Source organism: Streptomyces sp. NPDC008238, from assembly GCF_042956445.1.
Taxonomy (GTDB): domain Bacteria; phylum Actinomycetota; class Actinomycetes; order Streptomycetales; family Streptomycetaceae; genus Actinacidiphila.
Window position 1 is genome coordinate 39,482 of the sequence record NZ_JBIBGK010000022.1, and the last position, 22,982, is coordinate 62,463.

22 protein-coding genes are annotated in these 22,982 nt (G+C 74.9%); 13 read left to right on the forward strand and 9 right to left on the reverse strand.

The window, feature by feature from the left end; genetic code table 11:
• The first annotated feature begins 78 nt into the window (after positions 1 to 78).
• Together ACFZAU_RS31840 and ACFZAU_RS31845 are read left to right on the forward strand one after the other, a co-directional pair.
• On the forward strand, positions 79 to 990 hold the full coding sequence (locus ACFZAU_RS31840; protein WP_500555028.1) for an NUDIX hydrolase: 912 nt from the start codon (positions 79 to 81) through the stop codon (positions 988 to 990).
• Positions 987 to 1,847, forward strand: coding sequence for a phosphotransferase family protein (locus ACFZAU_RS31845; protein WP_500555029.1), 861 nt, complete (start codon positions 987 to 989; stop codon positions 1,845 to 1,847). Before ACFZAU_RS31840 ends, ACFZAU_RS31845 begins: the two co-directional genes overlap by 4 nt.
• 71 nt (positions 1,848 to 1,918) lie before the next feature.
• Here ACFZAU_RS31845 and ACFZAU_RS31850 read toward each other — a convergent pair whose 3' ends face one another.
• Both ACFZAU_RS31850 and ACFZAU_RS31855 read right to left on the reverse strand, forming a co-directional pair.
• On the reverse strand, positions 1,919 to 3,298 hold the full coding sequence (locus tag ACFZAU_RS31850; protein ID WP_500555030.1) for an APC family permease: 1,380 nt from the start codon (positions 3,296 to 3,298) through the stop codon (positions 1,919 to 1,921).
• A 20-nt stretch (positions 3,299 to 3,318) separates the two neighbouring features.
• Positions 3,319 to 4,194: a carbon-nitrogen hydrolase family protein gene (locus ACFZAU_RS31855; protein WP_500555031.1), complete on the reverse strand. Its 876-nt coding sequence runs from the start codon at positions 4,192 to 4,194 to the stop codon at positions 3,319 to 3,321.
• A gap of 101 nt (positions 4,195 to 4,295) precedes the next feature.
• Here ACFZAU_RS31855 and ACFZAU_RS31860 point away from each other — a divergent pair, with 101 nt between their 5' ends.
• Positions 4,296 to 5,084 carry a FadR/GntR family transcriptional regulator gene (locus tag ACFZAU_RS31860; RefSeq protein ID WP_500555032.1) on the forward strand — a complete coding sequence of 263 codons (789 nt, stop codon included), beginning with the start codon at positions 4,296 to 4,298 and terminating at the stop codon, positions 5,082 to 5,084.
• Between the two features lie 73 nt (positions 5,085 to 5,157).
• Positions 5,158 to 6,735, forward strand: coding sequence for a Na+/H+ antiporter (locus ACFZAU_RS31865; RefSeq protein ID WP_500555033.1), 1,578 nt, complete (start codon positions 5,158 to 5,160; stop codon positions 6,733 to 6,735).
• 29 nt (positions 6,736 to 6,764) lie between these two features.
• Here the strand turns inward: ACFZAU_RS31865 and ACFZAU_RS31870 are convergent, their stop codons facing one another.
• The 6 genes from ACFZAU_RS31870 to ACFZAU_RS31895 form a co-directional block, all read right to left on the reverse strand.
• A complete protein-coding gene (locus ACFZAU_RS31870; protein ID WP_499608540.1) occupies positions 6,765 to 7,013 on the reverse strand; it encodes a UBP-type zinc finger domain-containing protein in 249 nt (82 codons plus the stop codon).
• 137 nt (positions 7,014 to 7,150) lie between these two features.
• Positions 7,151 to 7,678 carry a GNAT family N-acetyltransferase gene (locus tag ACFZAU_RS31875; protein ID WP_500555034.1) on the reverse strand — a complete coding sequence of 176 codons (528 nt, stop codon included), beginning with the start codon at positions 7,676 to 7,678 and terminating at the stop codon, positions 7,151 to 7,153.
• Positions 7,679 to 7,783: 105 nt separating this feature from the next.
• Positions 7,784 to 8,356 carry a Clp protease N-terminal domain-containing protein gene (locus ACFZAU_RS31880; protein WP_500555035.1) on the reverse strand — a complete coding sequence of 191 codons (573 nt, stop codon included), beginning with the start codon at positions 8,354 to 8,356 and terminating at the stop codon, positions 7,784 to 7,786.
• A 2-nt stretch (positions 8,357 to 8,358) separates the two neighbouring features.
• Positions 8,359 to 8,568, reverse strand: a complete 210-nt coding sequence (locus ACFZAU_RS31885; RefSeq protein ID WP_018557908.1) for an HTH domain-containing protein — start codon at positions 8,566 to 8,568, stop codon at positions 8,359 to 8,361.
• Positions 8,569 to 8,654: 86 nt separating this feature from the next.
• Positions 8,655 to 9,014: a DUF6204 family protein gene (locus ACFZAU_RS31890; RefSeq protein ID WP_500555036.1), complete on the reverse strand. Its 360-nt coding sequence runs from the start codon at positions 9,012 to 9,014 to the stop codon at positions 8,655 to 8,657.
• A 216-nt stretch (positions 9,015 to 9,230) separates the two neighbouring features.
• Entirely contained in the window at positions 9,231 to 10,325 is a 1,095-nt protein-coding gene (locus ACFZAU_RS31895; protein WP_500555037.1) for a PP2C family protein-serine/threonine phosphatase, read from the reverse strand.
• Between the two features lie 226 nt (positions 10,326 to 10,551).
• Here ACFZAU_RS31895 and ACFZAU_RS31900 point away from each other — a divergent pair, with 226 nt between their 5' ends.
• The 7 genes from ACFZAU_RS31900 to nrfD all read left to right on the forward strand — a co-directional run bounded on the left by ACFZAU_RS31900 (position 10,552) and on the right by nrfD (position 19,061).
• Entirely contained in the window at positions 10,552 to 10,728 is a 177-nt protein-coding gene (locus tag ACFZAU_RS31900; RefSeq protein ID WP_500555038.1) for a hypothetical protein, read from the forward strand.
• 31 nt (positions 10,729 to 10,759) lie between these two features.
• Positions 10,760 to 11,431 carry an SDR family NAD(P)-dependent oxidoreductase gene (locus tag ACFZAU_RS31905; RefSeq protein WP_500555039.1) on the forward strand — a complete coding sequence of 224 codons (672 nt, stop codon included), beginning with the start codon at positions 10,760 to 10,762 and terminating at the stop codon, positions 11,429 to 11,431.
• Positions 11,432 to 11,601: 170 nt separating this feature from the next.
• On the forward strand, positions 11,602 to 12,342 hold the full coding sequence (locus ACFZAU_RS31910) for an SDR family NAD(P)-dependent oxidoreductase (RefSeq protein ID WP_500555040.1): 741 nt from the start codon (positions 11,602 to 11,604) through the stop codon (positions 12,340 to 12,342).
• 84 nt (positions 12,343 to 12,426) lie between these two features.
• Positions 12,427 to 13,617, forward strand: a complete 1,191-nt coding sequence (locus ACFZAU_RS31915) for a cysteine desulfurase family protein (RefSeq protein WP_500555041.1) — start codon at positions 12,427 to 12,429, stop codon at positions 13,615 to 13,617.
• A 106-nt stretch (positions 13,618 to 13,723) separates the two neighbouring features.
• Positions 13,724 to 17,017 carry a formate dehydrogenase gene (gene fdh / locus ACFZAU_RS31920; protein ID WP_500555042.1) on the forward strand — a complete coding sequence of 1,098 codons (3,294 nt, stop codon included), beginning with the start codon at positions 13,724 to 13,726 and terminating at the stop codon, positions 17,015 to 17,017.
• A complete protein-coding gene (locus tag ACFZAU_RS31925) occupies positions 17,014 to 18,033 on the forward strand; it encodes a 4Fe-4S dicluster domain-containing protein (protein WP_500555043.1) in 1,020 nt (339 codons plus the stop codon). Before fdh ends, ACFZAU_RS31925 begins: the two co-directional genes overlap by 4 nt.
• Entirely contained in the window at positions 18,030 to 19,061 is a 1,032-nt protein-coding gene (gene nrfD / locus ACFZAU_RS31930; protein WP_500555044.1) for an NrfD/PsrC family molybdoenzyme membrane anchor subunit, read from the forward strand. The genes ACFZAU_RS31925 and nrfD overlap by 4 nt, the downstream gene beginning before the upstream one ends.
• A 233-nt stretch (positions 19,062 to 19,294) precedes the next feature.
• On the opposite strand, the gene ACFZAU_RS31935 is transcribed toward nrfD, so the two are convergent.
• Positions 19,295 to 19,636, reverse strand: a complete 342-nt coding sequence (locus tag ACFZAU_RS31935; protein WP_500555045.1) for a MerR family transcriptional regulator — start codon at positions 19,634 to 19,636, stop codon at positions 19,295 to 19,297.
• Positions 19,637 to 19,836: 200 nt separating this feature from the next.
• On the opposite strand from ACFZAU_RS31935, the gene selA reads away from it, so the two are divergent.
• Positions 19,837 to 21,186: an L-seryl-tRNA(Sec) selenium transferase gene (gene selA, locus ACFZAU_RS31940; protein ID WP_500555093.1), complete on the forward strand. Its 1,350-nt coding sequence runs from the start codon at positions 19,837 to 19,839 to the stop codon at positions 21,184 to 21,186.
• A 1-nt stretch (position 21,187) separates the two neighbouring features.
• The gene (locus ACFZAU_RS31945) at positions 21,188 to 22,969 is read left to right on the forward strand and encodes a SelB domain-containing protein (RefSeq protein ID WP_500555046.1); all 1,782 of its coding nucleotides are present in this window, start codon (positions 21,188 to 21,190) and stop codon (positions 22,967 to 22,969) included.
• Positions 22,970 to 22,982: the final 13 nt, after the last annotated feature.

Genomic DNA, 22,982 nt, shown 5'->3' on the forward strand with positions numbered 1-22,982 from the left:
CGAACGGGCCCTCCCGTCGGCCGTCCCCGGTCGTTGACCCTGGTGACCACACATCCCGGGACCGCCCTGGAGGCCCACTTGACCTCGAACCGCGACGCCGAACCGGCCGCCGGTGAACCGCGCGACACCTCGGTGCTCGTCCACAACGACCGGGGCGAGTACCTGCTGCACCTGCGCGGCCGCCGTCCGGACGTCCGGAACCCGGGCACCTGGTCGCTGCTCGGCGGCGGCCGTGCGCCGGACGACGCGTCGCTGGAGGCCACGGCCCGGCGCGAGCTGCGCGAGGGGGCCGGACTCGACCTGCCCGTGCTGCGTGCCTTCGCGGTGGAGCACGTCCACGATCCGGACGGGTCGCGCCTGCCGGTCCAGGTGTTCACCGCCCGCTGGAACGGTGACCCCGACGCCCCGGAGGCGGCCGAGGGCGTCGTGTTCCGGTGGTTCCGGCCCGAGGTCATGCCGCGGCTCCGGTTGGGCCACGCGACCCTGGACCTCGTCCGCCGGCACGCCGGCCCGGCCGCCGTTCCCGGCACCCGGGCCCCGGCGGGCGGACGGAGCGTGCTGCACGTCGTCGGCGCGCACTTGTACCTGGAGAACCCCGGCGGCGAGGTCCTGCTCGGACTCCGCCACCCCGACTCCGCCTTCGCAGGCGGCGAGTGGCACTTCCCCGCCGGGCACTGCGAGAGGGAGAGCGCCGTCGCCTGCCTGGTCCGGGAGGCGGACGAGGAAGCCGGTCTGCGGATCAGGCCGGAGGACGCCGCGTTCGCGCACGCCGTCCACCTCGTGGACACGGGTGGTGGCCCGCCCCGGCTGCAACTGGTCTTCCGCGTACGCCGCTGGCAGGGCGAACCGGTGGTCCGTGAGCCCGACAAGTGCCTCGCATGGCGCTGGTGGCACCCGGACGCCCTCCCCGAACGCCTCGTGCCGTACACCCGGGCCGCGATCGAGGCCATCCGCGCGGGCCGCCCCTACACCGAGTCGGGCTGGACATGACCCCCACCCCGGGCGCACCGGAACCCGGGGTGCGCCGCTTCGCGGAGCGCGCGGTCGGACCGGTCGTGCGCTGGACGGACACCTCCTGGCCCCGCCGGGGCAGCCGGGTGTGGCGGGCCGACGCCGCGGACGGCCTCGTCAGCTACGTCAAGGTCCACCTGAACGACCGCTTCCACGGCCGGGAGGTGACCGCCTACCGGACGTGGGTACCGGGCCTGGGAGCCGCCGCACCGCGGCTCGTCGCGGCCGACGCACGGCTGGGGGCGGTCGTCGTGACCGCCGTCCCCGGCCGCCCCCTCAGCGACGGCACCCGGCGCGCCCCGGACGAGGAACGCGCCCTCTTCGTCCGCATCGGCGCGCTCGCCGCCGCCATCCACGGCAGCGCGCCGGCCCGGCCCTCCTGCGAGGACGAGGGACCGCCCGTGCGGAAGCTCGACCGGCACCTGGACGGCGCCCGTGCCCACCTGGCCCCCGGCGACGAGGAGTTCGTCCTGGCGCTGGCGGCCCGGTCAGCCGCCCTTCCTCCGCTCGAACCGGTCCCCACGCACGGCGACTTCCAGTTGCGCAACCTGCTGTGGTCCGGCCGGCTCGCCGTGATCGACTTCGAGCGCAGCGAGGCGCAACCCGCTCTCCGGGACCTCGTACGGCTCTCCGACGCCTGGGCCGGCCGGCCCGACCTCCACGAGGCGTTCCTGACCGGCTACGGGCGCCGGCCCACCCCGCTCGAGGAGGAGCGCCTGGCCGTCGACTCCGCCCTCGACGCGGTCTCGGGCGTCGCCTACGGCGCGGCCGAGGGCGATCCGGAAGTCCTCGCCCGCGGCCTGCGCACCCTCGCCCGGCTCCGTGCCGCGTCCTGACCCGGGCGGCTCGGGCGCGAGGGGCGGCCACGCCCCGGGGCGTCCCCCCGACGACCGCCCCCGCCCGGGCATCACGCGGAGCCCGGGGTGCCGTGCCGCTCGTCGAAGGTGAGCTCGGGCGGCGGGGTGCGGAAGCCGCGCGTCAGGTAGGCGAGGTAGGCGACGCCGAGGGCGAGCCAGATGACCCCGAGGGTGAGTGCCTTGCCGTCGAGGTGGAGCAGGAGCCAGAGGTCGATCAGGGCGCCGACGGCCGGGACGACGGCCCAGGCGAGGACACCGGCGGGCTCGCCCGCGCGGCGCTTGCGCAGGAAGGTCGCGATCACGCTGAGGTTGACGAAGGTGAAGGCGGTGAAGGCGCCGAAGTTGATGAAGGACGTGGAGGTGGCGACGTCCAGGCGGAGGGCGACGAGGCCGACCAGGCCGGTCAGCAGGATGTTGAAGGCCGGCGTCAGGTGGCGGGGGTGGATGTAGCCGAAGACCTTGCGGGGCAGCACATTGTCGCGGCCCATGGCGTAGAGCAGGCGCGAGGTGCTGGCCTGGGCGGCGACCCCCGACGCGAACTGGGCGACGACGAGGCCCGCGAGGAACACCGACGAGAAGAGGTCGCCGCCGATGGTCCTGGCGATCTCGAAGGCGGCGGAGCTGGGGTCGTCGAAGTCGCTGCCCGGATGGGCGAGCTGGGTGGTGTAGGCGAGCACGATGAAGATGCCGCCGCCGATGAGTGCGGTGAGCAGGATGGCGCGCGGCATGGTCCTGCGGGGCTCGACGGTCTCCTCGGTGAGCGTGGTGACGGCGTCGAAGCCGAGGAAGGAGTACGCCGCGATGGCCGCGCCGCCGGAGATCCCGGCCAGCGTGGTGGCGTCGTTGTGGAACGGCGACGCGCTCAGCAGCCCGCCGGCGCCGTCGGCGTGGAAGACGTGCCGCAGCGAGAGCAGCGCGAAGATGGCGATGACCAGGATCTGGAACGCCATCAGCAGGGAGTTGGCCCGGTCCGCGGCCTGGATGCCGAGCAGGTTGAGCGCGGTGGTGCTGAGGACGAAGGCGAGGATCCACACCCACATCGGCACGCCGGGCCACTCGGCCTGGAGGTAGGCGCCGCCGATCAGCCAGATGACCATCGGCAGGAAGAAGTAGTCCAGGAGGGTCGCCCAGCCGACGAGGAAGCCGGCCCGCCCGTCGATGGAGCGCCGCACGTAGGTGTAGGCGGAGCCGGCGACGGGGTGCTCGGCTGCCATCTTCCCGTAGCTGTAAGCGGTGAAGAGCATGGCGACCAGCGCCAGGGCGTACGCGGTGGGCACCGCGCCGCCGGTCTTCTCCGCGACGACGCCGAAGGTGCCGAGCACGATCAGCGGGGTCATGTAGGCCAGGCCGAAGGAGACGACGGCTCTGAGTCCGAGGGTGCGGGACAGCGCGGGGGCCGTGGTGGCGGAGCGCGCGGCGTTGTCGGTCATCGTGGGGCTCCGGGGATGGGTCAGCCGCGGCAGGCGGGGCGCCAGCTGCGAGGGTCTATGCGCCCGTCGTACAGGGGGAGTTCGAGGGGGCGGTCGGTGTCGGTGAACTGGGACCACATGCGGTTGAGGCCGGCCGTCCCGTAGGTGCGCACCCGGGTGACGTCGTCCAGGTCCAGGACGTCGGTGAGCGCGGTGGCGGAGCTGTCGGGCGCCTCGGTGCGCACGCGCCCCTCGGGGTCGACGACGAGGCTGCGGCCGGTGCCCTGCGGCCCGGCCGTGTTGACGCTGACCACGTAGACCTGGTTGGTGATGGCGTTGGCGCGGGCCAGGACGAGTTCCTGGGCGCGGTCGCCGGTCGTGGTCATGACGGGGTTGACGATGACCTCGGCGCCCATCCAGGCCAGGTGCCGGGCGACCTCGGGGAACCAGGCGTCGTAGCAGATGGAGAAGCCGACGCGGCCGGCCCCGGGGACGTCGAAGACCACGAACCGGTCACCCGGCGTGTAGGGCTCGCGGGGCCGCCAGGGGAAGACCTTGCGGTAGTGCGCGGCGAGCCGGCCCTCGGGGGAGAAGGCGAGCGCCGTGTTGAACAGCTCGCCGTCCGGGCCGCGTTCGCAGATGCTGCCGGGCAGCAGCCAGACGCCCAGGTCCCCGGCGATCTCGCCGAGCTCCCGTACGAGGCGTCCGTCCAGCGGCTCCGCGGAGTCCCGCAGTCGCCGCTCGGCGTCCTCCGGGCCCCCGTCCACGCCGAACAGGTGCAGCTCGGGGAAGGCCATCAGCCGGGTCTGCGGGAAACGTGCCAGCAGCGTCCCGGCCTCGTCCGCGAAGCCGGAGACCGGCGCCCCCGCCGGGCGCGGCCCGGCCTGGGCGAGGGTCACGGGAAGGGGTCGGGACATGGTTCACCTGCTTCGTTCGAATGCTGTGGAAATTAGAGCATTCTGATCAGATAAACAAGAGTGCTCAAGGTGAGATGTTTTCCGGTACTACAGTCGGTCCCATGCCCGACACGGAGAAGCGGACCGGCCAGGCCGCGCCCCTCGCCGCCGGCCCGCCGCTGAGCACCCCGGCCCTGGGCGGCATCCGCCGGCTGTCCGCACTCGACACCGTGCGCGCCCGCATAGCCATGGCCGTCGACCTGGGCCTGCTCGCCCCCGGGGAGCGGCTGCCCGCGGCGGCGGAGATCGCCGCGGCACTGGACGTCGGCGAGATCACGGTGCGCCGGGCCCTGGTGGCGCTGTGCGACGACGGGCTGCTGGAGCGCCGCCGCGGCCGCAACGGCGGCACGCTGGTCGCCAGGCACCCGGCGAAGGGCTCGGTCAGCGCCGTGGGCAGCTACCGCTCCGACACCGACGCGGTGCGCCGGCTGATCGACCACCGGCTGGTGCTGGAGTGCGGCATCGCCCACCTCGCCGCCGGCCACGCCGACGACGCCGCGCTGCGCGAACTGGATGGCCTGGTCGACCTGATGGACCGGGTGACCAGCTGGGCCGAGTTCCACCGCCACGACGAGGAGTTCCACCTCGCGGTCGCGTCCGCCACCGGGACGCCCTCGGTCGTCGTCCCCTACGCGGCCGTCGTCCGCGAGCTCTACCGCTACTACCTGCCCTACCCGCTCGACGCGCTGCGCGCCTCCAACGCCGAGCACCGCGAGCTGGTCCGCGCCCTGCGCCGCGGTGACCGCGCCGCGGCGGCCGCGGTCGCCGAGGGCCACGTCCGGGTACTGCACCGGACGATGTTCATCGGCCTCCCCGACGCCGTACCCGGACCGGCCACCACCGAGGGCTGAGAGCTCGCCGCGTCGCCAGTACAGTCGAGCCACACGTGCGGCGTCTGCCGCCACAGGGGTGGAGGAGACGTCCGTGGAGGGGCTGGCGCTCGTCACGCTCATGGCCGGTGCGGTGCTGGTCACCGCTGTCGCCCGCCGACTGGGGGTGTCGCCCCCGCTGCTGCTGGTCGCCGTCGGCCTGTGCGCATCCTTCGTGCCGGGGATCCCCGCCTACGCCATCGAGCCCGAACTGGTGATGGTGCTGGTCCTGCCCCCGCTGCTGTACTCCTCGGCACGGGAGAGTTCCTACCTGCGCTTCCGGGAGAACCTGCGCCCCATCGGACTGCTGGCCGTGGGGCTGGTGCTGTTCACCACGGTGGTGATCGGCTACGCCGCGTCCTGGCTGGTGCCGGGGCTGCCGCTGGGCTCGGCACTGGTGCTCGGCGCGGTCCTGTCGCCGCCCGACGCGGTCGCGGCGACCTCCATCGGACGCCGGCTGGGCCTGCCGCGCCGGCTGCTGACCGTGCTCGGCGGCGAGAGCCTGGTGAACGACGCGACCGCGCTCACGGCCTACCGCGTGGCCGTCGCGTCCGTGGCCGGCGCCGGCTACACCCTGCTGCAGGGCGTCGGCGTCTTCCTGATGGCGGCCGTGGGGGGCTCACTGATCGGTCTGGCGATCGGCTGGCTGGCCCGCCTCGGGCACCGGTTCCTGCCCGGGGACCTGGCCAGCGCGCTCGGTCTGCTCGTGCCGTTCCTCGCCTACCTCGTCGGCGAGGAGGCGCACACGTCGGGAGTGCTGGCCGTGGTCGTGGCCGGGCTCTACCTGGGACACCGCTCCCCCGACACGGAGGCGACCTCCCGGCTGCAGGTGTACGCGGTGTGGAGCGCCCTCGACACCGTGCTGGAGGCCCTCGTCTTCGCGTTGATCGGCCTGCAGGTGCGGGGCATCGTCGACACGGTCGACACGGGCGTGTGGCAACTGGTCGCGGCCGGTACCGCGCTGACGGCGGTGACCGTCCTGGCGCGCGCCGTGTGGGTCTACCCCGCGACCTACCTGCCACGGCTGATGTTCCCGCGGATCCGGGCCCGCGACCCCTATCCCCCGTGGCAGTACCCGGTCGTCCTCTCCTGGGCGGGCATGCGCGGCGTGGTCTCGCTGGCCGCGGCCTTCGCGCTGCCGGAGACCACCGACAGCGGCGCGCAGTTCCCCGGGCGCGACGAGATCCTGTTCCTGACCTTCTTCGTCACGGTCGGCACGCTGCTGCTGCACGGGATGACGCTGCCCCCGCTCATCCGGCGGCTCGGCATCTGCAACAAGGAGGCGTACGAGGACGCCCTGGCCGAGGCGAACGCCCAGCACAGTGCCGCCCGGGCGGCACTGGCGCGCCTGGAGGAGCTGGCCGGGGACAAGGGCTCCCACCAGGCCGTGCTGGAGACCCTGCGGCAGACCGCGGAGGCCCGCCGCAACGCCGCCTGGGAACGGCTGGGCGGCCCGACCGGCGGGGGCGCCGAGCCGCCGAGTGTGGCCTACCGGCGGCTGCGCCGCGCCATGCTCGACGCCGAGCGGCAGGAGTTCGTGCGCTTCCGCGACGAACGGCTCATCGACGACGAGGTGCTGCGCCACGTCATGCGCGAACTGGACCTGGAGGAGGCGGCGCTGCAGCGCGAATAGCGCCGGACGGGGGGACGGGGGCCCCGGCCTCAGCCCATGGACTCGTGGACGAAGCACCAGCGCCAGGTCTCGCCCGGCTGGTAGGAGCGGATCACCGGGTGGCCGGTGGCCCCGTAGTGCGCGGTGGCGTGCCGCCCCGGGGAACTGTCGCAGCATCCGACGTGGCCGCAGCTCAGGCACAGCCGCAGATGGACCCAGTCGCGGTGTCCGGCGGCCAGGCAGTCGGCACAGCCGTCCTCCGGCGGCGCGGCCGCGACGTCGGCCGGGGCCTGCTCCAGATCGGTACACGCTGCTGTTGTCACGCGGGCCACCTGCGCCTTCTGCGGATCGCTGCTTCCGGACGCCCCAGGCTACGTCAACCCGCTGCCCGGCGCGATCAGCGGCCGGGCAGGGCGCACGCGGGTGCCGCCGAGGGTCAGTCGCGGAGTTCGCCCTCCAGGAGGCCCATGGTGAACATGTCGTACCACCGGCCGTCGCGCCGGAAGACCTGCCGCAGCCGGCCCTCGTCGACGAAGCCGACCTTCCGGTAGACGTGGTGCGCCGCCTCGTTCTCGGTCACGACGGTGAGCGAGATCTTGTGCAGGCGCATCTTCTCGAAGCCGTAGCGGCACATGGTCCGCATGGCGTCGGTGGCGTAGCCGCGGCCCCAGTACTCCTTCTCGCCGATGTAGATGTCGAGTTCGGCGCAGCCGGTCTCGGGCTCGGCGTCGCGCAGCCGCACCAGGCCGATGAGCCGGCCGTCGTCCCGCACCTGAATGCCGTGGAGCACGTCGCCGTAGGCGTTGCGGGGCCGCTCCTCCATGCGCTTCCTCACCTGGGCGAGGGGCTGGGCGTAACCGTCGTCCATCCAGCGCATGACCTCGGGGTCGTGGTTCCAGCGCCACAGCGCCTCGGCGTCCGAGGGCTCCATCGGGCGCAGTGTCACCAGTCGTCCGGGCACCATGGGGCGGCCCCCTCCGGGTCGTCGTGATCGTGGTCGTGGAACCCGACAGGGTTAACACGTCCGTCGGGGACCGATCAACCGGATTGCCCGCCGCCGGGCGGGCGTTCAGCTCGCCTCGGCCCGGCCCCCGCCCTCCGCGGCGAGCACGCGCTCGACGTCGGCCCACGAGGCCCCGTGCTCGGCCAGGACGTCCGCGACCACACCGGGGCCGGCCGTCAGGGCCAGCAGGATGTGCTCGTCACCGATGTGACGGTCGCCCCGGGCCACCGCGGACCGCAGGGAACGTTCCAGCACGCCCTTGGCGCCGCGGCCGAACGGCCGCCGCCCCGAGGGCCGCCGGCGCCGCGGCCCGGAGCCGGCGGCGAGGACGCCGGAGCCGTGCGCGTCCTCCACGCGGGCGACGATCTCGGCGACGTCGATGCCGAGTCCGGCCAGCGCCGCGGCATCGGCCCGCGAGACCCCGCCGCGCCGGCGGCTCTCCCCCAGCGCCTCCTCCAGGGCCTCACGGCGCCGGTCGACGCCCAGTGCGGCCAGGGCCGCGGAGGCCCGGGTGCCGCGCCGGTCGAGCAGCGACAGCAGCAGGTGGTCCTCGGTGACGGCCGGGTCGGCGGCGCGTTCGGCGTGCCCGACCGCGCCCTCGACGACCTCGCGCGCGCTCTTGGTGAACCTCTCGAACATCCTCAATGCCTCCCGTACTTCTTGTGCACGGCCTGCCTGCTGACGCCGAGTTCGTGGGCGATCTCCTGCCACGACCACCCCTGCGCCCGCGCGCTCCTGACTTGTACGGTCTCCAGCTGCTCCAGCAGCCGCCGCAGCGCGGCGACGGCCCGCAGCCCGACCCTCGGGTCGCGGTCACCCGCCCGCTCGGCGAGATCGGTTGCCTCGGTCATGTCTGTCAATTTACGTTGACAGGCACGGACGTGTCAACCCGAGTTGACGGCCGGAACTGCGGGCCGGGGTGGCCGGGGCCGGGGTGTCAGGCGCCGCCCTGCGCGGCGGCCCGGCGCTGCCGCTTGCCCAGCGGCGCCTGGGAGAGGTCCTCGGCCTGGGACCTGAGGTTCTTGTGGCCGTACCCGCGCTCGCCCAGCCAGGCCCGGGCCGCCGCCTCGGCGCGTTCGGCGGCCTCCAGGATGTCCTCCTCCGCCTCCCCGGAGTCGAGGAACCGGAAGGTGAAGGCGGGCCGCGCGGCGATGTCGTAGGTGAGGTGGCCCTCGGGGGTGAAGGCGGCGCGCAGGACGTCGTGTTCCGCCGCGTGGGCGAGGAGTTCGGCGCGCTGCTCGGCGGTGAGTCCGTCGAAGACGCCGCGAACGGTGACGCGGAAGGTGCGGGTGCTCATGCGCCGACCCTAGAAGCGCGTTCCGTTCCGCTCCACCGCATTTCGCCGGGCCGCCCCGGCCCCGCGCCCACCGGGCAGACGACGCCCCGGGGGCGGACGCCAGGGCGCCGCCTCGCTCCGTGGCCGGGTGACCGCATGTCGGCCGTCATGCGCCGCCCCCCGAAGACGGGGACCGAGGAGCCGTCCGGGAGCCGGCGACCTCACAGCGCAATACGCCTAGCGGTCCCGGGTCACCGCGAGGAGCGCCATGTCGTCGTCGGTCGGCCCGCCCGCGTGCCGGTGCACGTCCTCGAGCAGCGCGTCCAGCAGTTCGGCCGGACCTCCGCGCCGCACCCCCGCCAGCCGTCCCGCCAGGTCGTAGAAGCGGCCCTTGACGTCGCGGGCCTCGGTGACGCCGTCGGTGCACAGCAGCAGCGTCGAACCCGCGGGGAACGGCACCGTGTCCACCACCGCGTCCACCTCCCCCAGCCCCTCCACCAGGAGCAGCCCGTTCTCCGACGGATCGGCCGCGCGCACCCGTCCGCCCCGCAGCAGCAGCGGCGCCGGGTGGCCGAGGTTCACCAGCCGGACGTGGTCGCCGCCGTGCGGGAACTCGGCCAGCACCGCGGTGGCGAACCACTCCAGCCGCTCGCCGTCCTCCCGCCGGCCGACCTCCCGAATGAGGGCCCGCAGCATCTGCCGCGCCACGTCCGCGAGGGTCGCCTGCTCGTCGGCCGCCATCCGGAAGCTCCCGAGGACGAGCGTCGCCGCCTCCACGGCGTCCAGGCCCTTGCCCCGCACGTCCCCCACGATGCAGCGCAGCCCGTACGAGGTGTCCTGGACCGCGTAGAGGTCCCCGCCGATCTCGGCCTCCTCCTCGGCGGCCTCGTAGCGCGCCGCGATCCTCAGGTCGCCGACGCGCGCGGGCGGTTCGGGGAGCACCGCGCGCTGCACGGTCGCGGTGACCGAGCGGGCGGAACGCAACCGGGACTCGCGTGCCTCCAGCAGCCGGTTGATGAACACCGCGACCACGGCGACCAGCGAGACGGTCAGCAGCTCGCTCATCCCGCTCAGCCCCCGCAGCCGCCCGAAGTGGGCCAGGATCCAGGTGTCCGCGGTGATCGCCGCCAGGCCGACCACCATGGTCGCCCGCATCGACAGCAGCGGCGCCGCGAGCACCGGCGCGACGGAGTAGAAGGCGGCGCTCGTGTACTGCGTCGGGGTGACGAGGTCCACGCACAGCCCGCCGACCAGGACCACGACCGGGAGCAGGCGGATGTACCAGGCCACGTCGGCGGCGCCGCCGAAGCCCTCGTCATCGGCCCTCCCCACGCACCCTCCCGGTCTCTCCCGCTGGCGATCCCCTCACGCTCCCCGGCAATCGCCCCCGCGGCCACCTCAGGCCCTCCCCCGGAGTGAACCGGCCCCCACGGTGCTCCGCCGGGCGCCGGGCCGTGGACCCGTCTGGCCCACGCGGCTTCAGGCCGGGGCCGAAAATGTCGATCATTGCGGCAGGACGCACGGAACTGGTTCCCGACACCGCCGAGGAGTCGCGCCGATGACGACGTGGACGAAGGACGAACTGGACCGCATCGAGCACGCCTACGAGCTCTCCGGCGCGCCCCGGCGCGACCCCGGCACCCTGGACCCGCCCTCCACCGTCCGGGTGGTCCGCGCCGAGCCCATGGTGGCCGGCACCGCGCGCGCCGCGACGCTCGAACTCGTCCCGCGCTGAGCGCGGCCGCACAGCGGAACACGGGACGGACATGACGACCATGGTCATCGTCGGTGCGGGGCGCGGTCTGGGCGCCGCGGTGGCGCGCCAGTTCGGCAGCGACGGCTTCGACGTCGCGCTCGTCGCCCGCGACCAGGACCGCCTGGACACCCTCGCGGCCGCGCTGGACAAGGACGGCGTCAACGCGCAGGGGTTCGCAGCCGACGTCCGCGACCCGCTCGGCCTCGGCGCCGCGCTGGACGCCGCCGCGGCCGCGCTCGGGCCGATCGAGGTGCTGCAGTACAGTCCGGCGCCGCACAGGGACTTCATGAGGCCCCTCCTGGAGACGACCGCCGCCGACTTCGCGGGGCCCCTGGAGTTCTCCCTGTACGGCGCGGTCACCGCCGTCCACGCGGTGCTGCCCGACATGCGCTTCCTGGGACGCGGCACGATCCTCTTCGTCAACGGCGGCAGCGCGGTGCGGCCACTGCCCACCCGCGCGGGGACCTCCGTGGCGTTCGCGGCGGAGAGCGCCTACGCCCGGATGCTGCACGACACGCTGGCCGCCGAGGACATCCACGTCGCGCAGCTGATCGTGCCGGGCGTCATCGCCGCGGGGCATCCCAGGAACGATCCCGCCGTGCTGGCGGCCGCCCTGTGGTCGGCGCACCGGGACCGCAGGGGGTTCCGGCACTTCTCGGTCCCGCCGGAAGCAGGGGCCTGAAGGAGCGGCGCGGCGTCCCGGCGGCGCGGGAGGGGACGCGGGACGAGTGCCGCCCCGAACGGCCGCCGCGGCGGCGAGCCGACTTCGGGGGTGACCGTACGTGAGGTAGACAACCAACGCTGACACGGACCGTGCGGGTCCGTGGATCGCGCCGCCCCGAGGAGCCAGCCGTGCACCAGGAGTTCTCCGGATCCACCGCCCTCGTCACCGGGGCCACCGCAGGGATCGGGCGGGGGGTGGCGCTACGGCTGGCGGCGCTGGGCGCCGAGGTCGTCGTCCACGGACGGGACCCGGGGCGCGGTGCGCGGGTCGTGGCGGAGGCGGAGGACGCGGGCGGGCGGGCCCGGTTCGTCGCCGCCGACCTGTCCGACCCCCGTGATGTGCTGCGCCTCCCCGAGGCGGCGGGCGCGGTGGACGTGCTGGTCAACAACGCCGGCGTCTACCGGTTCGCGGGCGCCGCGGACTCCACGGCCGGGATGTTCGACCTCCACATGGCGGTCAACGCCCGGGCGCCCCTGCTGCTGGTCGGGGCCCTCGTACCGGCCATGGCCGCGCGGGGCCGCGGTGCGGTCGTCAACCTGAGCACCCTGGCGGCGCGCGTCCCGACGCGGCGGGGAGCCGTCTACGGGGCGTCCAAGGCGGCGCTGGAGCTGATGACCCGCGTGTGGGCCGACGAGTTCGGGGCCCGCGGGGTGCGCGTGAACGCCGTGGCCTCCGGCCCGGTCCGCACCCCCGGCACGGCGGAGATGGGCGAGGACGCGCTGGCGACCGTCGCGCACGGCACCGCCCTGGACCGGGTGGCCGAGCTCGACGAGATCGTCGAGGCGGTCGTCTTCCTGGCCTCGGACCGCGCCGGCTACATCACCGGCGCCGTCCTCGACGTGTACGGCGGGCAGCGGGCGATCGGCTGACGGCGGGGGCCGCCGCCCGCCGCACCGGCCCGCGTCCGTGTCCGCGTCCGCGTCCGCTCCGCAGAACCGAAAGGGACCCGCCCCGTGAAGGTGCCGCCGCATCCCGGCCTCGACGGGAACACCGTCTACCTCGACCACAACGCCACCACACCCGTCGACCCGAGGGTCGCGGAGGCGATGGGCCCCTGCCTCACGACCGGGTTCGGCAACCCCTCCAGCGGGCACGCCTGGGCGGCTGAGCCCGCCGCGGCGCTGGCGCGGGCCCGCCGCCTGGTCGCGGCGCTCGTCGGGGCGACGGCGGAGGGGATCGTGTTCACCGGGTCCGGGTCCGAGGCGAACAACCTGGCGCTGCGCGGCGCGGTGCTCGCCGCCGGTGCCGACCGCCCGCGGGTGATCACCCAGGTGACCGAGCATCCCTCGGTGCTGGAGACGTGCCGCGCGCTGGGGCGGCTGCACGGGGTGCGGGTGACCTGCCTGCCGGTGGACCGGGAGGGCCGTCTGGACCCGGCCGTGCTGGCCGCCGCCCTCACCCCGGACACCGTGCTCGTCTCCGTCATGGCGGCCAACAACGAGACCGGCACGCTGCAGCCCGTGGCGGAAGTCGCCCGGCTGGCCCGCGCACGGGGCGCCCTCTTCCACTGCGACGCCGCCCAGGCCGCCGGGAAGGTCCCGTTGGACGTGGCCGCGCTCGGGGTGGACCTGCTGACGGTGGTGGGGCACAAGATGTACGCCCCGAAGGGGATCGCCGCCCTGTACGTGCGCCCGGGGCTGCGCCTGGAGCCCCTGGTGTACGGGGGCGGACAGGAGGGCGGGCTGCGGGCCGGCACCGAGAACGTCGCCCTCGCCGTGGCCCTGGGGGAGGCCGCCGGGCTGGCGGCCGCGGAACTCGCCGACGGCGCGGGCGAGCGCGCCGCGGACCTCCGCGACCGGCTGTACGGGGCCCTGACCCGGGCACTGCCGGGGCGCGTCCACGTCAACGGGTCCGCCCGCCACCGCCTGCCCACCACGCTGAACGTCGCCGTCGACGGCGTCCCCGGCCACGAGCTGCTCGCCGCGGTGCCCCGGATCGCGGCCTCCACCGGTTCCGCCTGCCACAGCGGCAGCCGCGCACCCTCCCCCGTCCTGCGGGCCATGGGCCTGGACGACGACCGCGCCCTGAGCGCCGTACGGCTGTCGGTCGGCCGCTGGACCACCGCGGACGACGTCGACCTGGCGGCCGCACTGCTCACCTCGGCCGCCCGCGCCCTCGCCACGCGCTCCGGCTCACCCGCCTGACCCCGCCTGACCGTGCCCGCCGGGCGCGCCGCCGCCGGACTTGCGAGCGGCCCCCCGCCCGGTAGCGTCGACAGGAGGTGGGACCACCGCACGAAGGAGCAGGCGGATGGGCGTGAAACGGTGGATCGACGCCTGGCCGGTGTACCGGCAGCTCACCGGTACGGACCCGCTGGGCCGGGGCAAGGCCGCGCAGTCGGCCCGCTCGGCCGGGCTCGGGTCCCGCACGGACAGCGCCGACCGGGTGGTCGGCTCGGTGTGCCCCTACTGCGCCGTGGGCTGCGCGCAGCGCGTCTTCGTCAAGGACGGCAAGGTCGTCCAGATCGAGGGCAACCCGGACAGTCCCATCTCGCGCGGCCGCCTGTGCCCCAAGGGCTCGGCCAGCAAGCAGCTCGTCACCGGCCCGCAGCGGGAGCAGCGGGTGCTCTACCGCCCGCCGTACGGCACCGCCTGGCAGGAACTCGACCTGGACACGGCCATGGACATGGTCACCGACCGGGTGCTCGACGCACGGCGCAAGGGCTGGCAGGACACCGACGAGGACGGGCGGCGGCTGCGCCGCACGATGGGCCTGGCCAGTCTGGGCGGGGCGACGCTGGACAACGAGGAGAACTACCTCATCAAGAAGTTGTTCACCGCCCTCGGCGCCCTGCAGATCGAGAACCAGGCGCGTATTTGACACTCCGCCACGGTTCCCGGTCTGGGAGCCTCGTTCGGACGTGGCGGCGCCACGGACTACCAGCAGGACCTCATCAACTCCGACTGCATCGTCATCATGGGCTCCAACATGGCCGAGGCCCATCCGGTCGGGTTCCAGTGGGTCATGGAGGCCAAGGCGCGCGGCGCCAGGGTCATCCACATCGACCCGCGGTTCACGCGGACGAGCGCGCTCGCGGACCAGCACGTCACCATCCGGGCCGGCACCGACATCGCGTTCCTCGGCGGCGTGATCAACCACATCCTCACGCACGGCCTCGACTTCCGGGAGTACGTGGCGGCGTACACCAACGCGCCCTTCCTGCTGAGCGAGCGCTACCAGGACACCGAGGACCTGGACGGGCTGTTCAGCGGCTACGACCCGCACACCGCCGCGTACGACGCGTCGAGCTGGACATACGCGAGCGTCCCCGTGGAGGAGCGGCCCGGCCACCACCTGAAGGAGGTGTCCGCCCCCTTCCAGCACGGCGCGGGCGGCCCGTTCATCGAGGGGGCCGAGGGCGGGATCGAGTCCGACCCCGCACTGGAGCACCCGCGCTGCGTGTTCCAGGTGCTCAAGCGGCACTTCTCCCGCTACACCCCCGAGATGGTGGAGCGGATCTGCGGGGTCCCGCGCGAGCTGTTCCTGGAGGTCTGCCGCGCCTGGACGGAGAACTCCGGCCGGGAGCGCACCGCCGCGCTGGTGTACAGCGTCGGATGGACCCAGCACTCGGTGGGCGTCCAGTACATCCGGGCCGCGTCGATCATCCAGCTGCTGCTGGGCAACATCGGCCGCCCGGGCGGCGGGATCTTCGCCCTGCGCGGCCATGCCAGCATCCAGGGCTCCACGGACGTGCCCACCCTCTTCAACCTGCTGCCGGGCTACCTGCCGATGCCCGACATCACCCACGAGGACCTGGCCACCTACCTGGACGGGGTCCGCGGCCGGGGGCAGAAAGGCTTCTGGGGCGCCGCCGACGCCTACACCGTCTCGCTGCTCAAGGAGTACTGGGGCGACGCCGCGACCGCCGAGAACGACTACTGCTTCGACTACCTGCCCCGGATCAACGGCGACCACGGCACCTACCGCACCGTGATGGACATGGTCGACGGCGGCAAGGTCTTCGGCTACTTCCTGCTCGGGCAGAACCCCGCGGTCGGCTCGGCGCACGGCCGGCTGCAGCGCCTGGGCATGGCGAACCTCGACTGGCTGGTCGTGCGCGACCTCACCATGATCGAGAGCGCCACCTTCTGGAAGGACGCGCCGGAGATCGAGACCGGGGAGATCGTCACCGAGGAGTGCCGCACCGAGGTGTTCTTCTTCCCCGCGGCCTCGCACGTGGAGAAGGCCGGCACCTTCACGCAGACGCAGCGCATGCTCCAGTGGCGCGACCAGGCGGTCGAACCGTCCGGGGACCAGCGGTCGGAGCTGTGGTTCTTCCACCGGCTGGGCGTGCTGCTGAAGGAGAAGCTGGCCGGCTCGGCCGACGAGCGCGACCGACCCCTGCTGGACCTGGCCTGGGACTACGAGACGGAGGGCGAGGAGCCTTCCGCGGCGGACGTGCTGCGCCACATCAACGGCATCGACCTGCGCACCGGCCGGACGGTCGACGGCTACCTCGACCTGAAGGCCGACGGCACCACCGCCTGCGGCTGCTGGATCTACAGCGGCGTCTACGCGAACGAGACCAACCAGTCGCGGCGCCGGACCTCCCGCTTCGAGACGGGCCCGTACGACGCCGAATGGGGCTGGACATGGCCCCTCAACCGCAGGGTGCTGTACAACCGCGCCTCCGCCGACCCGCAGGGACGGCCCTGGAGCGAGCGGAAGAAGCTGGTCTGGTGGGACACGGCGGCGGGTGAGTGGACCGGCCGCGACACCCCGGACTTCGAGAAGCACAAGCCGCCGGACTACCGGGCGCCAAGGGGCGCGTCGGGCGTCGAGGCGCTCGACGGCGACGACCCGTTCATCATGATGCGCGACGGGAAGGGCTGGCTGTTCGCCCCGACCGGGCTCGCGGACGGCCCGCTGCCCACGCACTACGAGCCGCACGAGTCGCCGATGCGCAATCTGCTCTACGGCCAGCAGGGCAACCCGGTGCGCAAGGTCTACGGCCGCCCCGACAACCCGTCCAACCCCGCGCCGCCGGAGGCGCACTCCGAGGTGTTCCCCTATGTGTTCACCGCGGCCCGGCTGACCGAGCACCACACGGCGGGCGCGATGAGTCGACAGCTGCCCTATCTGGCGGAACTCCAGCCGGAGTTGTTCGTGGAGGTCTCGCCGGAGCTGGCGGCCGAGCGGGGGCTGCGCCACCTGGACTGGGCGCATGTGATCACCAGCAGGACCGCGGTCGACGCGCGTGTGATGGTGACCGACCGGATGGCGCCGCTGCGCGTCGACGGACGGGTCGTGCACCAGGTCTGGATGCCGTACCACTGGGGCCAGACCGGGCTCACCAAGGGCGACGTGGTCAACGACCTCATCGGCGTGGTGGCCGACCCGAACGTGTTCATCCAGGAGAGCAAGGTGCTGACCTGCGACGTCCGACCCGGGCGGCGCCCGCGGGGGCCCGAACTGCTCGCGTACGTCGAGGACTACCGCCGCCGCGCCGGCATCACGGCGGAGACCGGCACCCGCATAGCGACGGCCGGCGGCCACGCCGAGCGGGCGCACATCGAACCGGACCGGCCGGAGGAGCCGTCATGACGCAGGACAACAGCTTCTACGGGCCGCTCGCGGACCCCGCGGGCAACGCCGGGCACAGCGACCACCCGCCGCGGGTGGGCTTCTTCACCGACACCTCCGTGTGCATCGGCTGCAAGGCGTGCGAGGTGGCCTGCAAGGAGTGGAACGCCATCCCGGAGGACGGCATCGACCTGCTGGGCATGTCGTTCGACAACACCGGGATGCTGGGTGCGAGTTCGTGGCGGCACGTCGCCTTCATCGAGCAGCAGCGCCCGCTCGGCCGGCAGGACGCGGGGCTGGCCGACCTGCCCGTCGGCCCGTCCAGCACGGAAGGGACGGCCGAGGTGGTGGCCGACGCCCTGGAGGTCGCCAAGCGGGGCGGCGGCGACCTCGGCACCGCCCCGGTGGACCTGGGCTTCCCCTCCTTCGACCTGCCCGGCGCGGGGACGGGCGCCGAGGCCCGCACCGACTTCCGCTGGCTGATGTCCTCCGACGTGTGCAAGCACTGCACGCACGCCGGCTGCCTGGACGTGTGCCCCACAGGCGCACTGTTCCGCACCGAGTTCGGCACGGTCGTCGTCCAGCCCGACATCTGCAACGGGTGCGGCTACTGCGTGTCCGGCTGCCCCTACGGCGTCATCGACCGGCGGCCCGACGACGGCCGGGCGTGGAAGTGCACGATGTGCTACGACCGGCTCCGGGGCGACCTGGAACCGGCCTGCGCCAAGGCCTGCCCCACCGACTCCATCCAGTTCGGCCCGCTCGACGAACTGCGCGAGCGCGCCGACCGGCGCCTGGCGCAGCTGCACGAGGCCGGGGTCGCCGAGGCGCAGCTCTACGGCCGCGACCCGGACGACGGGGTGGGCGGGGACGGCGCGTTCTTCCTGCTGCTGGACGACCCGGAGGTGTACGGGCTGCCGCCGGACCCGGTCGTGCCGACCCGCGACCTGGCGTCGATGTGGAAGCACGCGGGCGTGGCGGCGTCGGCGCTGCTGGCGGCCTCGGCCGCGGTGTTCCTCGGCGGGGTGCGGCGGTGACCCGCGACGGGGCCGGGCGCGGTGGCCGGGGCGGCCGCGACGACGACGGGAGCCGCGAGCGCCCCATGGTGCCGAAGGCGACGTTCCGCTCCTACTACGGGCGTCCGGTGCTCAAGCCGCCCGTGTGGGAGTGGAAGATCCCGGCGTACCTGTTCACCGGCGGTCTGTCGGCCGGCGCTGCCCTGCTCGCGGCGGGCGCGGACCTGACGCGGCGTCCCGCGCTGGCCAGGGCGGGCCGGGTCGGCGGCTTCGGTGCCCTGCTGGTGAGCATGTACCTGCTGGTCGCGGACCTCGGACGGCCGGAGCGCTTCCTCCACATGCTGCGGGTGGCCAAGCCGAGTTCGCCGATGTCGGTGGGCACCTGGATCCTCGTCGCCTACGGTCCCGGCAGCGCGCTGGCGGCCGCGGCCGAGGTGCTGCCCGCGGGCGTGCGCGGCACACTCCTTGGGAGACTGCTGCGCGTCGCCGCGCGCCCGGCGGGGCTGTCGGCCGCCCTCCTCGCCCCGGGAGTCGCCTCGTACACGGCGACGCTCCTGTCGCAGACGGCGGTCCCGGCGTGGCACGACGCCCGCCGCGAACTGCCCTTCGTCTTCACCGGCTCCGCGGCGGCGAGCGGCGCGGGCCTGGGCATGCTGCTGGCCCCGGTGGCCGAGGCGGGCCCCGCCCGGCGGCTCGGCGTGCTCGGCGCGGCGGCCGAACTCGTCGCGGCGCGGCTCATCGACCGCCGCCCCGGCCTGGTGACCGAGGCCTACACCACCGGCCTCCCGCACCGGCTGCGCCGCGCCTCCGAGTGCCTCACCCTCGGCGGCGCGCTCACCGCCCTGACCCTCGCCCGCCGCAACCGCGCCGCGGCGGCCGTGGGCGGCCTCGCCCTGATGGCGGGCAGTGTGCTGCAGCGCTTCGGCACGTTCGAGGCGGGCGTGGTGTCCACGAAGGACCCGGCGTACGTGGTGAAGCCGCAGCGCGAACGCCTCGAGGCACGCGCCGAGGCACGCGCCGAGGCCGACGGGGGCCCCGGCGGGGGGTGACAGCCGGTTGGGTCACGCCGCACGATGCACCCCGGCGCCGGACGTCGAGGTTGGCACGAGGTCAGGCGGCGGCGGTGCCGTGGCCGACCTGGCCGCGTCGACGTCCCGCCGACAGGCGGCCAGGCCCGGTACGCGTCCGCGGTGACGGGGCGCGTCGCGGTGAGCGCCCGGTACGGGGCGTCGGGCTCGGCCTGGGCGGGCACCGCATAGGCCCGCGCCGATCTCGGCCGCGGTCATGGCGGCCGCCCTGCGGGCGACCGCGTCCGCGTGCTCGGGGAAGACGGACCGACGCCCTCGATCGGGTCCCGCCCGGCGAGCAGGCGCCGGTGGTGCCCGCGCGGCGCCTCCACCTCGTCGACCTGCCGGGCGAGGACCCGGCCGATCTCGGGCAGGCCGAGACCCGGCGTCCGTGGGACGAGGATCTGCTGCAGCCGCAGGAGTCTCGCCTCCCCGTAGGAGCGGAGACCTCCGGTGCCCGCCCTGGCGGGCGACAGCAGTCCGGTCTCGTCGTGGTGCCGCGGGGTCCGGGCGGTCACGCCCGGCATCCGGGCGACCTCCGCGGTCGGCCACTCCATCGCCGCTCCCTCACGACCGCTTCCTCGGGCCGGCCCCTCCGGCCCTGGTCAGGACGGTGGAAGTCGCCGCTGCGGCAACCGCGAGCCCCGGACTCGGCATGCCGGGCCCCCGGGAAGCCGCGCCCGGTGTGGCGGGAGCACCCCCGGGCCGCCGCCGCCGTACCCTGGGCGGCATCCAGGCCAGAGCGAAGGTGCTGCTGATGGACCGCGACCAGACCTCCACCGCTCCCTCCCCGTCCGCCGCCGACGCACGCAGGCACGTGCCCCGCACGGACGCGCTGCTGGCGGATCCCCGGCTGACCGCGGCGGCGGAGCGGCTCGGGCGAGCCGTGGTGAAGGAGGCGGTGGCCCGGGTGCAGGAGCGGGCGCGGGCCGGTGAGGTGCCCGTCGACGGGCTCGCCGAACTCGCCGTCGCCGCGCTCCCGGCGACCGCCGCGGGGCTGCGTCCGGTGCTCAACGCCACCGGGGTGCTGCTGCACACCAACCTCGGTCGGGCCCCGCTGTCGCGGGCGGCCCGGGACGCCGTGCTCGCCGCCTCCGGGACCACGGACGTGGAGCTGGATCTGGAGACCGGCGCGCGCTCCCGCAGGGGCCGGTCCGCACTGGCGGCGCTGCTGCGCCAGGTGCCCGCCGCCGAGGCGGCGCACGTGGTCAACAACGGCGCCGCGGCGCTGGTGCTCGCGGCGACGGCGCTGGCGCGGGGGCGCGAGATCGTCGTCAGCCGCGGTGAGCTGGTGGAGATCGGGGACGGTTTCCGGCTGCCCGACCTGCTGGTCTCGACGGGCGCCCGGCTGCGCGAGGTGGGGACGACCAACCGGACCTCGCCGGAGGACTACGCCGCGGCCGTGGGGCCGGACACCGGGTTCGTCCTGAAGGTGCACCCCTCCAACTTCCGCATCACCGGCTTTACCCGCGAGGTGCCCGTCGCGGAGTTGGCGCGGCTCGGCGTGCCCGTGGTGGCCGACATCGGTTCGGGGCTGCTCGTCCCCGACCCGGTGCTGCCGGACGAACCCGACGCGACCGGGTGGCTGCGCGCGGGGGCCTCCCTGGTCACCGCGAGCGGCGACAAGCTGCTGGGGGGTCCGCAGTGCGGCCTGCTGCTGGGCCGCACCGACCTGGTGCGGCGGCTCGCCCGGCATCCGCTGGCCCGCGCGCTGCGCGTCGACAAATTGACACTGGCGGCGCTGGAGGCGACCGTACACGGCCCCGAGACCCCGACCCGGGCGGCCCTGCACGCCGACCCCGCACGGCTGCGGGACCGCGCCGGACGCCTCGCCGCCGAACTGCGCGCGCACGGCTTCGACAGCACGGCGTGCGACACGCAGGCGGTCGTCGGCGGCGGCGGGGCGCCCGGCGTCACGCTGCCCAGCGCCGCCGTGTCGCTGCCCGCCGGGTACGCCGCGCTGCTGCGGCGGGCCGATCCGGCGGTGCTGGCCCGCGTGGAGGACGGCCGGTGCCTGCTCGACCTGCGGGCCGTGCCGGAGGAGGCGGACGAGGAGCTGGCGGTGGCCGTGCGCCGGGCCGGCGTCCTGCCGGGGACCGGGGGCTGACGTGTACGTCGTCGCCACCGCGGGCCACGTCGACCACGGCAAGTCGGCGCTGCTGCGGGCCCTGACGGGCATGGAGCCCGACCGGTGGGCGGAGGAACGGCGGCGCGGCATGACGCTCGACCTCGGGTTCGTGTGGACGCGGCTCCCCGGCGCCGGGGACTTCGCCTTCGTGGACGTACCCGGGCACGAGCGCCTGGTGGGCAACATGCTGGCCGGTGTCGGCCCGGTCCCCGCGGTGCTGTTCGTGGTCGCCGCCGACCAGGGCTGGCAGCCGCAGTCCGAGGAGCACCTGGCCGTCCTGGACGCCCTCGGCGTGCGGCACGGCGTCCTCGCCGTCTCGCGCTGCGACCTGGCCGACCCCGGCCCGGCGCGGAAGGAGGCGGCGGCCCGCATCGCCGAGTCCTCCCTCGGCGAGGTGGAGTGCGTGGCCGTCAGCCCCGTCACGGGCGCCGGCCTCGACGAGCTGCGGGCGGCCCTGGTCCGGCTGGCGGGCACGCTGCCGCCGCCCGATCCGGCGGCGGACGTACGGCTGTGGGTCGATCGCGCCTTCACGGTGCGGGGTCGCGGCACCGTCGTCACCGGGACGCTCGGCGCGGGGACCGTACGGGTCGGCGACCGGCTGCTCCTCGCCCGCGACGGGCGGCCGTTGCGCGTACGGGGGCTGGAGTCCCTGAAGGAGCCGCGGCAGGAGGCCGCCGCGGTGGCCCGGGTGGCGGTCAACGTGACGGGCCCCGGCGCCGGTTCCGTACGGCGCGGCGACGCGCTGCTGACCCCGGACCGCTGGCTGACCACCGACCTCGTCGACGTGCGGCTGCGCGGCGACGCCGCCGGTGACCTGCCCCGCGAGCTCATGCTGCACGCCGGTTCGGCGGCGGTGCCGGTGACGGTCCGTCCGCTCGGCGACGACAGCGCGCGCCTGCGGCTGGCGTCGGCGCTGCCCCTGAGGGTCGCCGACACCGCCCTGTTGCGCGACCCGGGGCGGCACCGCGTCCCGGCGGGACTCACCGTGCTCGACGTGCGTCCGCCCCGGCTGACCCGCCGTGGCGCGGCCGCGGCCCGCGCCGGTGAGCTGAGCTCCCTGCCCGACGTCGCGGACGGTGCGGCGGAACTGCGCCGCCGGGGGCTGGTCCGGCGCACCGAACTGCTCGCCATGGGCGTCCGGCCGCCGGGCGGGGCGGTGGCGGGCGACTGGCTGGCGGACCCGGGCCACTGGGCCGCGCTGCGCGACCGGTTGTGCGAGGCGGTCGAGGAGCACGCCGTACGCAACCCCCTGGAGCCGGGCATGCCCCTGGAGGCGGCCCGCCAGGCCCTCGGCCTGCCGGACCGCACCCTGGTGGAGGCACTCGCCGGGTCCGTACCGGGCCTGCGGCAGGGCGACGGACGGCTGTACGGGAGCCACACGCGCCCGACGCTGCCGCCCGGCGCCCGGGCCGGCGTCGAGGCGGTACGGGCCGACCTGGCGCGTACGCCGTTCCGTGCGCCGGAGGCCGAACGGCTGGAGCAGCTCGGGCTGACCCCGAAGCTGCTCGCGGCGGCCGAGGCGGCGGGGGCGCTGCTGAGGATCGGCGAGGGCATCGTGCTGCTGCCGGGCGCGGACGCGCGGGCGGCGGCCGTACTGGCGGGACTGGAGCAGCCGTTCACCGCGAGCGAGGCGCGCCGGGCGCTGGACACCACCCGCCGGGTCGTCATCCCGCTCCTGGAGCACCTCGACCGGCAGGGCCGCACCGTACGCCTGGACGGCGCGCTCCGGCGCTGCGCGCGGTCCCCGGGGAGCGCGACGTGAGCGGCGCCGGCGT

Excerpts from the sequence above, each read along its gene's own strand:
- ACFZAU_RS31845 (WP_500555029.1), top strand. The coding sequence starts at position 987 with ATGACCCCCACCCCGGGCGCACCGGAACCCGGGGTGCGCCGCTTCGCG.
- ACFZAU_RS31850 (WP_500555030.1), bottom strand. The coding sequence starts at position 3,298 with ATGACCGACAACGCCGCGCGCTCCGCCACCACGGCCCCCGCGCTGTCC.
- ACFZAU_RS31855 (WP_500555031.1), bottom strand. The coding sequence starts at position 4,194 with ATGTCCCGACCCCTTCCCGTGACCCTCGCCCAGGCCGGGCCGCGCCCG.
- ACFZAU_RS31860 (WP_500555032.1), top strand. The coding sequence starts at position 4,296 with ATGCCCGACACGGAGAAGCGGACCGGCCAGGCCGCGCCCCTCGCCGCC.
- ACFZAU_RS31875 (WP_500555034.1), bottom strand. The coding sequence starts at position 7,678 with ATGGTGCCCGGACGACTGGTGACACTGCGCCCGATGGAGCCCTCGGAC.
- ACFZAU_RS31880 (WP_500555035.1), bottom strand. The coding sequence starts at position 8,356 with ATGTTCGAGAGGTTCACCAAGAGCGCGCGCGAGGTCGTCGAGGGCGCG.
- ACFZAU_RS31885 (WP_018557908.1), bottom strand. The coding sequence starts at position 8,568 with ATGACCGAGGCAACCGATCTCGCCGAGCGGGCGGGTGACCGCGACCCG.
- ACFZAU_RS31890 (WP_500555036.1), bottom strand. The coding sequence starts at position 9,014 with ATGAGCACCCGCACCTTCCGCGTCACCGTTCGCGGCGTCTTCGACGGA.
- ACFZAU_RS31900 (WP_500555038.1), top strand. The coding sequence starts at position 10,552 with ATGACGACGTGGACGAAGGACGAACTGGACCGCATCGAGCACGCCTAC.
- ACFZAU_RS31905 (WP_500555039.1), top strand. The coding sequence starts at position 10,760 with ATGACGACCATGGTCATCGTCGGTGCGGGGCGCGGTCTGGGCGCCGCG.
- ACFZAU_RS31925 (WP_500555043.1), top strand. The coding sequence starts at position 17,014 with ATGACGCAGGACAACAGCTTCTACGGGCCGCTCGCGGACCCCGCGGGC.
- ACFZAU_RS31935 (WP_500555045.1), bottom strand. The coding sequence starts at position 19,636 with ATGGAGTGGCCGACCGCGGAGGTCGCCCGGATGCCGGGCGTGACCGCC.
- selA (WP_500555093.1), top strand. The coding sequence starts at position 19,837 with ATGGACCGCGACCAGACCTCCACCGCTCCCTCCCCGTCCGCCGCCGAC.